This window comes from Roseibium sp. TrichSKD4 (assembly GCF_000148725.1).
Classification (GTDB): Bacteria; Pseudomonadota; Alphaproteobacteria; order Rhizobiales; family Stappiaceae; genus Roseibium.
Map to the genome: position 1 here is coordinate 236,426 of NZ_GL476314.1, position 12,812 is coordinate 249,237.

Sequence of the window (12,812 nt, forward strand, 5' to 3'; positions counted from 1 at the left end):
ACGCGCTCCCCCAGACTGACATCCTCGAAGCGCACGGCGATTTATAATCTCAAGCCGCTACACTTACCTGTCGAAGTTCACGGTAGAGAGCTTCAATTCGTATCTGGCGCTTTCCGACCGCGCTGCCGCCTCGGCGCTCCTTGATATCCAGAAGGCCATGAAGCCCTTCAAGAATGAGCGGATCGTTGCAGCAACGAACATGACCGATATGGATCTGCGATCCATGAAGCGACGGCCAATCACCATCTATCTTGCGCCGAACATCACCGACATTACGCTCCTGCGTCCGCTGCTCACGCTGTTCATTCAACAAGTGATGGATATCCTTACCCTTGAACATGATCCCAGGTCCGTGCCGGTGTATTTTCTGCTGGACGAGTTCAGGCAGTTGAACCAATCACTGCGCGAACTGCGATGAAAGCGTTCTGCCTCGGGCCAATACAGCGGCAGGTAATGGGTCAGAACCCGATGCCAAAGCTCGGTCTTCGAGCGCGAGACGATGTCGTGGGTATTGGAAAGTTCCTGAAGATCGTTCGTGCCGCACAGCATGGGGTCGTGGTAGAACTGCTCGTTCCCGATCTGCATCATGTGCAGGATGACCTGGGCATCCTTTGGATCATTCTTGTCCCAACTGTTGTTCAAAGCCTCACGGGTGCGGGCCAAAGCGACGGACGACACCAACTTGACTTCGAACCCTGCGCGCCCGAGCCGGTAAGCTAGGGCGCGATGGTAATTGCCCGTTGCTTCAAAAGCCGCGCGCTCAGGACGACCATAATCTGAGAGCGCCGCGATCAATCGGTTAAAGTCGTCGAGCTGGTTCAACACAATCAGACGGCGGCGGCGGTTTTTACCCGGAACAGCAACCAAAACAGGCTCGGTCTGTGCAATATTGGCATCGGTCATAGTCGGTCTCCCTTGCAGTGTGGTTTGTTGCAAAACCACTGTAGGTACCTGAGACCCGGCTATGATCACCTTCTGCGCTATTTGGTGGCTGCGCAGGCATTCATAGCCTCTGAAGCAGTGTCATTCCGAAGGTGTTATGGCCCCGAAAATGTCAGTTCCGCGCTACAAATATGGGCTTCAAGACGCGGCATTGGACTGGAGTATATCCAACCCGGAAAACCGCAACAAAACGCCTATGTTGAACGCTACAACAGAACAGTCCGCCATGAATGGCTCGGACAATACATATTCGAAACGATTGAGGAGGCACAGGATCACGCCACACAATGGCTATGGACATACAACAATGAACGGCCCAACATGGCCATCGGCGGCATCACGCCAGCAATGAAACTGAAAGAAGCGGCCTGAAGTCCAGTTTTAAAGCCCATCAAAAATGGGATGATTACCCCCTCACGCTCAAGCATGACGTGAATGCGCCTATATCCGAAACGGCGTCGTTCAGTGGCCACCTGCCGGATAACGGCACGCAAATCGCCGTCATCAGGTCGAACGCTCCGATACCGAACAGTCGAGCGATCAATATCGAGAACAAGGCACGCCCGTCGTTCACTCACACCGTGCTGTTTGCAGGCGTGGGCGATCGCTTGCCGCTTGGCGACGGGCGTTACCACTTTCGCGCGCTGATATCCTTCAGAATGGCATTGTCCAGCATCTGCTCGGCAAGCAGCTTCTTCAGCTTGGCGTTCTCATCTTCCAGAGCCTTCAGCTTGCGGGCGTCCGAAACATCCATGCCGCCATATTTGGCCTTGTATTTGTAGAATGAAGCGGTGCTGATCCCTTGCTTGCGGCAAACATCAGCAGTCGGAGTTCCTGCCTCCTGCTCTTTGATCATGCCGATGATCTGTTCCTCGGTGAAACTTGAGCGTCTCATATGTCGTCTCCTAGTTAGGGACGAACTCTACTCATTTTTGGAGGAGATTCCGGGTCTCAGGTCAACTGGAGCTTAGGCAAATCGGCCTGGCCTTTAACATTTGGCCGGCAACTTCCCGGCCAATGCCTACACCCCATCTTTGGCGGCTTCCCAGATACCCAAACAAAAAGCGCGGCCAAAAAACCGCGCTTCGGAAATCATCTTGGATTGCCTGGGCTTAATAAACGATCACACTTGGTGAATTGGGCCCAAGCTCCTTACGGTCATACCCGCGAGCATTGAGCGTTGTGTCGTCAAGCGACAGCAGATAGCCGTTTACATAACGACGCCCCTGAACTGAATTACTTTGGGTCATTCGCTCCAAAGCGCGACGTACGAAACTGCTATGAGAGTGATTTTGGGTATCAATAACCATTTTGCTTCTCCTTGTGGGAGGTTGGGTGGTACTTTTCATCTAAATTTCTATTATTAATGCGACTCTTTTATGAAATTCGCTTCGTTTTAGCTAGGCTTACAAGCGCATACCAGACTTGCATTCTTCGCACACGCAACATGAAATTGTGCAACGCATTATTAATGAATGCCAATCCAGTTTAGCTAGCTTAGCTCACATTGATTCAATTGAGCGCCAAGTTTGGCCCCAAAGGTGGGTCACCCCGCCGAAAGACTGCCTGCGGCGGGCCGCTTTTCATTGTCATTGTCGGCCTGCTTGGAAAAGCTGGCGCTGTAGCCGAAGCTGATCCGTACGAACGGCGGTACCGAGAGGGTCAAGCTTATCGTGAGCTTGCCGTCATGCTTCAGTTTTGCAATCAGTTTGCCGAGGTAGCCGATGACGCGGCGGCTTGTGCGGTTCAGGTATTCGATGGTCTGTTTCATAAGAAGGTCTCCCTTGATGGTTTCGATTGTGACAGGAGCACAAGGACGCAGGGGCCCCCGGAGCGATAAATGGTCCGGGCAAGGCACCGCTTGCGGTCGCAGCGAAGCGAAGAACCCTTTACGGGTTGCCGGTCGGACGGCCCGCGTAACGTTGCGCACGTCACTCTCGAACCCTTCATCAAGAAGACCTGACAACCGACATCGATTTTGAACCAGGACACAAGCCGTCACGTTAAGGCGGCAAAACTGACAGGACCCTGCATGACCTCCATCGTGATCACGGAAAAACCGTCTCAGGCCCGCAATATCCGGGCTGCGGTCGGCGGCAAATACAGGGAGATACCGGCTGCTCAAGGTCTCTTGCTCCGCTGTCGGGAATCGGTCGTCTCTAACGCCCACGGGAAGCAGGTTGGAAATCCGCCCATGGCAATTCCAGGGATGATGACGAGGAGGAGGGTGAGGCGGAACAGGAGTTGCCAGCCATCAAGGACGGCGCAATCGTGTTCGTTGTCTCGGCCGATATCGAGACAAAGAAAACCACGCCCCCTCCCCGGTATTCGGAAGGCTCGCTGATCGAGGCCATGCAGAACGCATGGAAATTTGTTGAAGACGCGGAAGAACAAGCCCGGCTGAAGGAAGCCAAGGGCATTGGGACACCGGCCACACGCGACACCATCATCGAGGGCCTGAAGCGCCAGAACTTCATGGAGGTAAAAAAGGGCAAGCTGCACGCGACCCAGGCGGCGATGGATCTTTACAGGATATTGAGCGAGCGCTGCGCCGATGTGCTTGATCCCGCCTCTACCGCAAGGATGGAAAACAGGCTCGATGATATCCTGCGAGGCTCCGCCAATGCCCGCGCTGTCGTCGATGAAATCTGCAATGCAGCCCAGACAGTCATCAATGCGCTCTCAGGCAGCGGCGAGCAGCTTGCCATCAAGCGCAAGCCATCACCTGCCATGCTGAAGTTCGCGAAGATCAAGGCCGAGAAGGAAGGCGTTAAACTGACGAAAGCGCAGCTTGAGGATTTTGACGCCCTGCGCGAGTTTCTCGGGCCGATGGAAGAGCGCTCGGAAGGACCGAAGCTGCCAAGCCCTGCCCAAATGGAGCTGGCAAAGCGGATTGCGCAGCGCACAGGTGTGGTCATTCCCCATGAAACAACCCTTGACGCCAAAGCCTTGAGCGCGTGGATCGATGCCAACAATATGGCCTCAACCGCCCAGATGGAATGGATCACAAAGCTTGTCGGTGACGGCAAGATCAAGCCACCGAAAGGGTATCCGGGCAATGTGTCGGCCTCTACGGCCAAGGCCGTTCTTGACCGGGCCTTTGGCAAGAAGGCCGGAACCGCCTCCAAGAAGGGCAGGCGCTAATCGGCAGGGTGGGTGCGCCCGGACATTCCGGGCGCTGGCTGGTCCTCAGTCGCGGGGCTCCCACTCGATGACGGCCTGAAGGGACGGATCGTCCTGACCCGGATATCGGCCAAGGTTCGCATTGAAGTGGAGCTTGCGGATCGACAGCGTGTAGTAGGTCTTGCCGTCCTGGCTTGTCTTCTTCCAGATGCCGCCGACCTCGATGTCATGGCCGCGAGGGGACTTCGCATAGACCCGGTGCGTCGGGGCCTTGTCGTTGTCGGAGGCAAAGGGGACCACCTTGATATCGATGTCGCGGTCGAGGGTGGAAATGAGGCCGGTTCCAACGGCCACTGTCAGGTCTGCATTCTCGAACTGGATGTAATTGGTGATGTTCATGTCTGATACTCCGCCTTGTGTGTTGCGATGATCGTTCAAAGGCATGGCACAAAGCGATGCGCACCGCAGGCTGGAGCAAAGCGGAGGAAGCGAAGGGCCGGACTATTTGTTTTCCGCGAGGAAGGCCGCAAGGCCGGGGAAATAGTCTGGACCGTAGCTTTGCGCAAATCGTGGTGACATGCGAACGGGCATCAGGAGCAACACCCACGGCGGGGTATCATGAACGGATCGGAGCAAGCGCTTCGGAGGGGAGCGGACAGCACACCATGTGGAAGTCATGTACGGAAGTCAAATTTAGTGTGCTGTCCATTCGCTGAATGCTTTCAGCATGCATTCGAATTTCTGATCCACAGCAAAGGTTAATTAGTCATGCGCTGTATTGCACGCGTGTCACCCACCCCTTGGCAATTTGGGAAGCGACACCCGCCCTGCACTGCCAATGCGACTGTGGTCTTCGCAATAAGGTCCTTTGCCACGTGGAGCCCCACAACAGTGAAAAGGCCCGCTCGCGTCTTCCCACAGTGGCCATTTGCATTGGCTTCCTGTCAGTTCGGTGATGAGCACCCCTCCCTTGGGACCAAATCCGGTGCGGGCGAGCTCACGGAGCCCCATGGGCGGCTCGTTTTCTTCATCAGTCGCACATTTGCTCATGAATCCACCCTCTGTTCAAAATTGCCCTGTATCAGGTTTGCAGTGAAAAAGAAAAAGCCCCTACAGTTTGATGCTGCAAGGGCAGTTGGGCAATCCGCCATTCTCCAACAGCAAAAGGCCATTATCTTGGGGGAAGGCATAAGCGTAGCTGAATTGATGTATACATTATTCTCGGCAAATTTCTTACAATACATTCTCACCAACACAGCCCACTTTCCACAACTTTCCTTTACGTTACTTTTCCACTGATACTCAACAGATTTCCGGAAATTTCTCGGAAAATACAGACTGGAATCGCGCTATTCTTCTAACAGGCCCATCGGTGGGACGGGAGTTTGAGGGACGTGGGCCTTTGGGGCGCCCCTCATGCGTGATTGTCAGGTGGTCGATCCACCTGGCAATCACACCCCGGACAGCGGACCGTATCAATCGAACCGGTTATCCGGCACTCGATGTGCCGGATAACCGGCCCCGGCTTGGAATTTTAAGGGAAAGGCGCTATATTCAGTCACGGAGTGGGCGGCAGGCTTCCCTGCCGCACCTTTCCTTAAGCTATCATTGAGACCCGGAGAGTTACTCGCCAGTGCTTCCGGGTCTTTTTGATGCTAAGGGAAATGCTTATTGGTATGAACCACATCACATTTCTCTCCGTTAGAGCGGCAAGGCTGTTGCCTCAGCCGGGCGAGCCTATCTCTCCCGGTCGCGCCGCTGGCCCGGCGCTGCTGCTTTAGCCGCTCCAATTCGGAACCAATGATCCTGTGTGTGCACAATACGGATAATTTTTGTGCGCACAACGCATGTTGAGAATGTGTTCTCCGGCAGGACTTCCAGTTCTTCCGCGCCATCATGGGTGAATGTGACGGGAACCAGCGCAACAAGGGGTCAGAACAAGATTTGTTCCCACAGACACGCTAAGATCGAACGGATCATGAACGGTCATCGCGAACACGCATAATTGTCTGTCGACTGGTGGCAAATTTTCTTGCGATCTCTGAGACACTCATCCCCTTTGCGAGGTCGTCGCGTACTTCCTGCTTCTGCTTGTCGTTGAGCGTTGCGGGGCGACCGAGGGCTTTGCCTTCCGATTTTGCACGTTTGAGACCGGATTGTGTCCTCTCGATTAGCAAATCCCGCTCAAACTGAGCCACGGCGTTGAGTACTTGCATGGTCATGGTGCCAGCCGGGCTGGTGAGGTCAGCGCCGCCGAGTGCGAGGCAATAGACACGTACCCCCATTTCTGCGAGCGCCTTGACCGTGGCGCTGACATCAATGGCATCGCGACCGAGGCGGTCGAGCTTGGTTACAATTAATATGTCGCCACCCTCCAACTTGTCCATAAGCCTGGAAAAGCCGCGGCGCTGCGCAATGGCAGTGCTGCCGGAAATCGTCTCGGTGATAATCCGACGCGGCTCAACCTTGAAACCGGCAGCTTCGATTTCCTGGAGTTGGTTCTCAGTCGTCTGGCCGGTCGTGGAGACGCGGACGTAGGCAAAGGTGCATGGCATGGTTCAATTTCGTCCGAATAGACTGTCTGAAATAAATATACTGTTCATAAATCCGTCAAGGTAATTTGTGGACAGGGTATTTTGACCCTGTACGTAATCGCTCGTTTTTGGACAGGTAACCTACCTAGTTGCAAGGCGTGTCGATGTACAGGAGTAGGCGAATGGGGCGAAGGAAACTTATCAATGCCGGCGAGGCGCAAACACTGCTGGAACTTGCCGTAGATGAAGACAGCCTTATTCGTCATTACACACTCGATGCAGGCGATCGCCTCGAATGCGAATTGCGCCGACGCCCCCACAACCAACTGGGCTTTGCCGTCCAGCTCTGTGTCATGCGTCACACTGGCCGCCTCTTGGGCGATGGCGAATTGCCACCAACGTTGATCATCGAATATTTGGCCGATCAGCTCGGCATTGAGCCGCGCCACTTTTCCATCTATGCGACGCGGACACAAACCAGGTTCGATCATAGTAGGCACCTGACAGAATATCTCGGTCTGCACCTCGCGAATAAGGACGATCGCCGTGCAGCCTTGGTTGCTGCTACAGACGCCGCCGCTTCTGGGGACAAGGGGTTACCGATCACCGAGGCGATTATCAAGGCTTTCCGGGACCGACGTGCCTTGCTTCCGTCCCTGCATTCCATTGTGAAGATCGGGATTGCAGGCCGGGCTCTCGCCAGGCGTCGTGCTGAGGCTGGCCTAATCTCGAACCTCACACCGGAGACGCTGGTATCTCTCGACGACTTGCTAACCGTCGAACCCGCGATCGGTCAGACGCGCTTTCACTGGCTGAAGTCGGCTCCGGAGGCTCCCGGCGCGCTGAACCTGGTCGGATTGATAGAACGAGTCATTTTTCTGCGTTCGCTCGGGATCGATCCCCGATTGCAAGCTCGTATTCCGTCTGGCCGTTGGGAACAGATGGTTCGTGAGGGAGATGCCACGCCGGCCTGGCTCGCCAACGACTTTACCGCCAGCCGTCGGCACGCGACACTTGTGGCACAGGTCATCAAGCTTGGTCAGAAGCTCACCGACGATGCGATGACCATGTTCATCAAATTGATCGGCCGTTTGTTCTCCAAGGCCAACAATCGCAAAAAGCAGCGCCATATGAACCCACGCGCCGAAACATCGAAGGTGTTGCGGCTGTTCCTCGACACAATCGTGGCTTTACAGGCCGCCAACGATACCGGTGAAGATGCGATCGACACATTGAACCGGCAGGTCGGCTGGAACCGGCTACTGCAAATCAAGCCAGGTCTCGAAGCCATCGTCGAAAGCAACAGCACTTCCCCGTTAGCGCTGGCGGCCGAGCAATACGGTAACCTTCGCAAATATGCGGCAGCTTTCCTCCAGAACTTCAACTTCCAGTCCCGCCGACGTCACGATCCGCTGCTGGCCGCAATAGCAGTACTGCGATCGCTTTATGCCGAAGGAAGGCGTGTTCTTCCCGAGCGCGTTCCGGTTGCCCATCTTGCAAAGTCAGACAGGAAGCTGATCTTCGAGAATGGAAAGCCGGATCGCCGGCTTTATGAGATCGCGACGCTCGCTCATTTGCGTGATCGGCTCAGATCCCGCGATGTCTGGGTCGAAGGCAGCCGGGCCTTCCGGCCGATCGATGAACATCTGATGTCAAGGTCCACTTTTGTCGCTCTCAAGGAGGAAGACAAACTGGGTCTCGGTGTGCAGAGAGACGGCGAGGCGTGGCTGACCGAGGTCCGGCAAATGATGGACTTAAACCTCAAACGGCTCGCGTATCGTGCCCGTAATGGAAAGCTCGAAGGCGTCAGGCTCGAGGCGGGAACCTTGATCGTGACGCCGCATGCCAGGGATGTTCCCGCTGCGGCCGAAGACTTGAACGCCGAGATCTCCGAAATGTATCCGCTCGTCGAAATTCCCGACCTGCTCCGGGAAGTACATGAATGGACCGGTTTTGCCGACCAGTTCTCCCATGTCCGAACGGGAGACGTGCCGCGAAACATTCCGGCGATGCTCGCAGGTGTGCTTGCGGACGGTACAAATCTCGGCCCGAAACGCATGGCCGGAGCTTCGAAAGGGATCAGCGCCCATCAAATAGGTTGGATGCGAACCTTCCACGCCCGGTCCGAGACCTATCGAGCGGCGCAGGCCTGCGTGACCGATGCACATACGCTTCATCCGCACTCGCGCCTTTGGGGTGACGGAACGACCGCATCGTCTGACGGTCAATTCTTCCGGGCCAGCGATCGTGCGGCAAAGCGCGGTGACATCAACCTGCATTACGGCAGCGAACCGGGCACGAAATTCTACAGCGGACTTTCCGATCAGTACGGTTACTTCAGCATCCTGCCGATCAGCCCAACCGAGAGCGAAGCCGTCTATGTCCTGGACGGGCTGTTTGACCACGACACCATCCTCGAAATCGAGGAACTGTTCACCGACACCGGCGGCGCCAGCGATCAGGTCTTCGGACTGTTCCCATTCGTTGGAAAGCGCTTCGCTCCCCGGCTGCGCAACATCAAGGACCGGAAATTCCATACCTTCGAAAGAGCCGATACCTACCCAGCCTTGGCCAATCATATTGGCACTCCGATCAACACCACGCTCATTCTTGAGAATTGGGACGATCTCCTGCGCATAGGCGCGTCGGTCACAACGCGAACTGTCGCGCCATCAACCATCCTCAAGATGTTTGCCACCTCGTCGAAAGCCAACGACCTGGCCAAGGCGCTCCGTGAGATCGGTCGCATCGAACGGACACTGTTCATGATCGAATGGTATTCGAGCCAATCGCTGCGCCGGCGGTGCCAGGCTGGTCTCAACAAGGGTGAGGCTGCCCACAAACTCAAGCGTGCCGTATTTTTCCACGAACGCGGCGAAATACGCGACCGCTCCTATGACAGCCAGGCGTTTCGGGCCTCCGGACTGAACTTGGTAGTCAGTACCATCGTGCACTGGAACACCGTTTATCTCAGCCGGGCCGTCGCTCATCTGCGACAGCAGGGCCGGAAAATTACCGATGACGTGCTCAAGCACATCTCGCCGCTCCGTTGGGAGCATATCAATCTGACCGGCATCTACTCCTGGGACACGGAGAAACAAATACCTGAAGGCTTCAGGACGTTACGGTCGCCTGGAAAAATTCTGCGGGCGGCATGATGTTCACAATCCGTTCGCCCTTAGCGTGTCTACGGGAGCAAATCTTGTTCTGACCCCAACAAGGTTTGCCGGTTCCCTGTGCCCGCCCGCATCAAGCAGGGTTAGCGCGGCCTTGATGTGGCGGCGCACCTTCGAAAAGGGCGGGTTCATCACGATACGGGGAAAGGCCACCTTGCCCCTGACCCGTTCAGCATAACCCAAAAAACATTCCTCTATGACCGGAACGCCAAGCGTTGCCACCTTGGCGGCAAGCTTGTGATGGCGTTCAACGGCGGTGATTTCCCCCTTGCTGTGGCCTGAAGCCAAAAGGGCGGACACAAGCGCGCCGGTTCCAGCGCTCGGCTCAAGCGTAGCGTAGTCGCCAGCCGGTCCCAGATAATCGACCATGCGGCGGGCAACATCGGACGGGGTGATGTGGCATTCACTGGCCTTGTCGATTACCAGCGGTTCGGCAATTTCCGGGGCCTGCGGCAAGGTTGGGCTAGTGCGGCGCTGCACGGCAACAAACATGGGTTTGTCGGGGCGCGTGTAAACAGATTTTCTCATGGCAGTGGTCCGGTTTTGCTGGGCGCGTGTCGGAGCAATCGAACGAGAGAGGAACTCCTTTCCCTCTCGTCTGTTCTCTTTGCCTGTCATGCGGCTTTTGGCGCTGTAGTCACGCTGTCCGGTGTCGGGTGCTCCTTGCTGTCGGTCAGGAACACGGCCACGCGCGGGCAGGAATGATACGGGCCTTTGTGCTCCGGGTCGGGCGCGACCTTGAAGCGGAAGCTCCCGCAAAGGCTGGTTTCGACCCAACGGGCTTCGCTATGGATTTTGGCATAGGCTGCCCTGGTCATGTCCACCTGCCGAAACAGGCGCGGTTCGTGTCCGTTATACCGGTTGACTGCTGCAACCTCCACGGCCCGAAAATTCAGGATCGGCGGCAAGGCCGGTTTTTTGTTCGGCACGACATAGCCAATGGACTGCATCAACTCCCGCCAGTCCTCGGCGGCAAGGTCAAGGCTCGTGCCGTTTGCCAGATGAAGCGGCAGGGGTGCGGAACTGGTCAGGACAAAGCCGGTTTCGCTCGTCTCTACTGCCGGTTTATGGGCTCCATATTCACTGGCAAAGGCTTGAAGAATGACCGGCGTCAACTCGCCTTCATACCGCTCGACGGTTCCAAGCAAATCGCGTTCATAAGCCAGCCGGTTCAAAATATGGTCAATCCAGCGGCGGCGGTAAGGGCTGTCCATGACGGCTTGGGCATTGGTCATGGAGCGCTCGCGCAAGTCCTGAGCCGTCATGCCCCTTGCCTGTAGGCTTGCAAGTGATCCCAATAGACCAGATCACCGGTTTTAAGGCGCATTCCTGCAAGTTTTTCGATTGCCTCGTCGCTGGTTGCCTGTCCCCAGACCTTGAGGCATAGGGCGGCATGGTTGAGCGTCCTTTGAATGTCCCTCAGCTCTGCAAGCAGGGTTTTAATCCGGTTCCTGCGGGTCTTGGGGTTGTTCTTCATGTTGGCGAAGCGTTCAACGCCGGCCGCCTTCCATTGCCAGTATTGAACAGCCTTTGCAGCCCTGACCGATTTGTCCATTGCGTTGTGCATGCGTTCTTGCGTCTTGCGGGCCTTGGCTTCCGAGTGATGCCCGACAAGGATCGGTTGCCCCATGTAAAACGCCTGCGACAGGTCATCGGCGGCGCGCATGAAGGCGTTTGACTGGTGGCTGCGCTTGTCTCCGAGTGCGTCCAGCCGCTCTGCCTTTGCCTCTGCCCGTTCCGCCAGTGTGGTGGTAATCATCCCATTTTTGATGGGTTTCAAAACTGGACTTCAGGCCGCCAATTTCAGTTTCATTGCGGGTGTAATTCCACCGATGGCATGTTGGGCCGTTCATTGTTGTATGTCCATAGCCAGCGCGTGGCGTGATCCTGTGCCTCCTCAATCGTTTCGAATATGTACTGGCCGAGCCATTCATGGCGGACAGTTCGGTTATAGCGTTCAACATAGGCGTTCTGTTGCGGTTTGCCGGGCTGGATATACTCCAGCCCAATGCCGCGTCTTGAAGCCCATATTTGTAGCGCGGAACTGACATTTTCGGGGCCATTGTCCACCCGAATGTTCAGCGGTGTCCCACGCCATTCGATGATCCTTTCCAGGGTGCGTATGACACGTAGGGCGGGAATGGAGATGTCCACCTCAATGCCCAACCCTTCCCGGTTGAAGTCATCCAGAACATTCAAGGTTCTGAAGCTGCGCCCGTCGGCCAACTGATCAGACATGAAGTCCATCGACCACGTCATGTTCGGGCCATCAGGAACAGCCAAGGGCACAGGTTTTTCCCGAACCAACCGCTTCTTCGGCTTGATGCGCAGGTTCAACTCCAGCGACCGATAGATCCGCCGAACGCGCTTGTGGTTCTATGCATATCCTTTGACATTGCGCAGATAAAGAAAGCAAAGGCCGAACCCCCAAGTGCGATGCGTTGTCGTCAGCCGAACCAGCCAATCCGCGATCTCGGCATTCTCATCGCACAGTTTGCGTTCATAGCGATAGCAGCTTTCGCTGATCTGGAAAGTCCGACAGGCAAGCCAATGCTCACGCCACACTGTCGAACAGCTCTGATGGCCATCTCCTTGCGTTGAGACGGCCGAGCTACTTTTTTCCCAAAGCATCCTTCAGCAGCTCGTTCTGCATCGCCATCTCGGCATACATCTTCTTCAGGCGCCGGTTTTCCTCGGCCATGGACTTCATTTCAGTCATCAGGGACGCATCCATGCCGCCATATTTGGATCGCCAATTGTAGTAAGTCGCGTTGCTGATCCCGTGTTCCCGGCAAAGGTCAGCGACCGGCACACCGCTCTCACCCTGCTTCAAGATTGCCAGGATCTGGCTTTCCGTAAATCTCGATTTCTTCATCTCGTTCTCCATCCATATCAAAGGCCGGAGAAGTCTAATTTTCAACCCTATGTTTTTCGGGGACGATTACCCTACGACCGAAACGCCGAAAACTTTCTTTCCGCACTCTGCCTTGCCGCAACCATCTGCTACTGGTTATGAGTCCGAAGCCTAGGCATGCTA

General features: G+C 55.8%; 9 protein-coding genes and 6 pseudogenes. 4 read left to right on the forward strand and 11 right to left on the reverse strand.

Features of this window, described 5'->3' with window-relative positions; genetic code table 11:
- Positions 1-61 precede the first annotated feature (61 nt).
- A pseudogene (locus TRICHSKD4_RS29340) lies at positions 62-397 on the forward strand (type IV secretory system conjugative DNA transfer family protein); the annotation flags it as partial.
- Here TRICHSKD4_RS29340 and TRICHSKD4_RS13165 read toward each other — a convergent pair.
- A pseudogene (locus TRICHSKD4_RS13165) lies at positions 391-903 on the reverse strand (transposase); the annotation flags it as partial. The pseudogenes TRICHSKD4_RS29340 and TRICHSKD4_RS13165 sit on opposite strands and share 7 nt — an antisense overlap.
- A gap of 138 nt (positions 904-1,041) precedes the next feature.
- On the opposite strand from TRICHSKD4_RS13165, the pseudogene TRICHSKD4_RS13170 reads away from it, so the two are divergent.
- Positions 1,042-1,314 (forward strand): annotated as a pseudogene (locus TRICHSKD4_RS13170) (transposase); the annotation flags it as partial.
- A gap of 35 nt (positions 1,315-1,349) precedes the next feature.
- Here TRICHSKD4_RS13170 and TRICHSKD4_RS31680 read toward each other — a convergent pair.
- The 3 genes and pseudogenes from TRICHSKD4_RS31680 to TRICHSKD4_RS13180 all read right to left on the reverse strand — a co-directional run.
- Positions 1,350-1,837, reverse strand: a pseudogene (locus tag TRICHSKD4_RS31680) (transposase); the annotation flags it as partial.
- A 217-nt stretch (positions 1,838-2,054) separates the two neighbouring features.
- Entirely contained in the window at positions 2,055-2,192 is a 138-nt protein-coding gene (locus tag TRICHSKD4_RS30265) for a hypothetical protein (protein WP_208993083.1), read from the reverse strand.
- 296 nt (positions 2,193-2,488) lie between these two features.
- Entirely contained in the window at positions 2,489-2,713 is a 225-nt protein-coding gene (locus tag TRICHSKD4_RS13180; RefSeq protein WP_009759528.1) for a hypothetical protein, read from the reverse strand.
- 413 nt (positions 2,714-3,126) lie between these two features.
- Here TRICHSKD4_RS13180 and TRICHSKD4_RS13185 point away from each other — a divergent pair.
- Positions 3,127-4,086 (forward strand): annotated as a pseudogene (locus TRICHSKD4_RS13185) (DNA topoisomerase); the annotation flags it as partial.
- A gap of 45 nt (positions 4,087-4,131) precedes the next feature.
- Here TRICHSKD4_RS13185 and TRICHSKD4_RS13190 read toward each other — a convergent pair.
- From TRICHSKD4_RS13190 to TRICHSKD4_RS13200, 3 genes are all read right to left on the reverse strand, one after another.
- Complete coding sequence (locus tag TRICHSKD4_RS13190) at positions 4,132-4,464, reverse strand: DUF736 family protein (RefSeq protein ID WP_009759530.1); 333 nt, start codon at positions 4,462-4,464, stop codon at positions 4,132-4,134.
- A gap of 390 nt (positions 4,465-4,854) precedes the next feature.
- On the reverse strand, positions 4,855-5,115 hold the full coding sequence (locus tag TRICHSKD4_RS32345) for a GcrA family cell cycle regulator (RefSeq protein ID WP_083782785.1): 261 nt from the start codon (positions 5,113-5,115) through the stop codon (positions 4,855-4,857).
- 926 nt (positions 5,116-6,041) lie between these two features.
- The gene (locus tag TRICHSKD4_RS13200; RefSeq protein WP_009467802.1) at positions 6,042-6,620 is read right to left on the reverse strand and encodes a recombinase family protein; all 579 of its coding nucleotides are present in this window, start codon (positions 6,618-6,620) and stop codon (positions 6,042-6,044) included.
- A gap of 161 nt (positions 6,621-6,781) precedes the next feature.
- Between TRICHSKD4_RS13200 and TRICHSKD4_RS13205 the strand changes: the two genes are divergently transcribed.
- Positions 6,782-9,757 (forward strand): Tn3 family transposase, encoded by a 2,976-nt coding sequence (locus TRICHSKD4_RS13205; protein WP_009467803.1) that lies wholly within the window; start codon positions 6,782-6,784, stop codon positions 9,755-9,757.
- Positions 9,758-9,760: 3 nt separating this feature from the next.
- On the opposite strand, the gene TRICHSKD4_RS13210 is transcribed toward TRICHSKD4_RS13205, so the two are convergent.
- From TRICHSKD4_RS13210 to TRICHSKD4_RS13220, 4 genes and pseudogenes are all read right to left on the reverse strand, one after another.
- Entirely contained in the window at positions 9,761-10,303 is a 543-nt protein-coding gene (locus tag TRICHSKD4_RS13210; protein ID WP_009759534.1) for a type 11 methyltransferase, read from the reverse strand.
- An 86-nt stretch (positions 10,304-10,389) separates the two neighbouring features.
- Positions 10,390-11,040: a hypothetical protein gene (locus TRICHSKD4_RS28165; protein WP_009759535.1), complete on the reverse strand. Its 651-nt coding sequence runs from the start codon at positions 11,038-11,040 to the stop codon at positions 10,390-10,392.
- A complete protein-coding gene (locus TRICHSKD4_RS28170) occupies positions 11,037-11,555 on the reverse strand; it encodes a DUF3560 domain-containing protein (RefSeq protein WP_208993084.1) in 519 nt (172 codons plus the stop codon). The genes TRICHSKD4_RS28165 and TRICHSKD4_RS28170 overlap by 4 nt, the downstream gene beginning before the upstream one ends.
- A gap of 9 nt (positions 11,556-11,564) precedes the next feature.
- Positions 11,565-12,650: pseudogene (locus TRICHSKD4_RS13220) on the reverse strand (IS3 family transposase).
- Between the last annotated feature and the right edge of the window lie 162 nt (positions 12,651-12,812).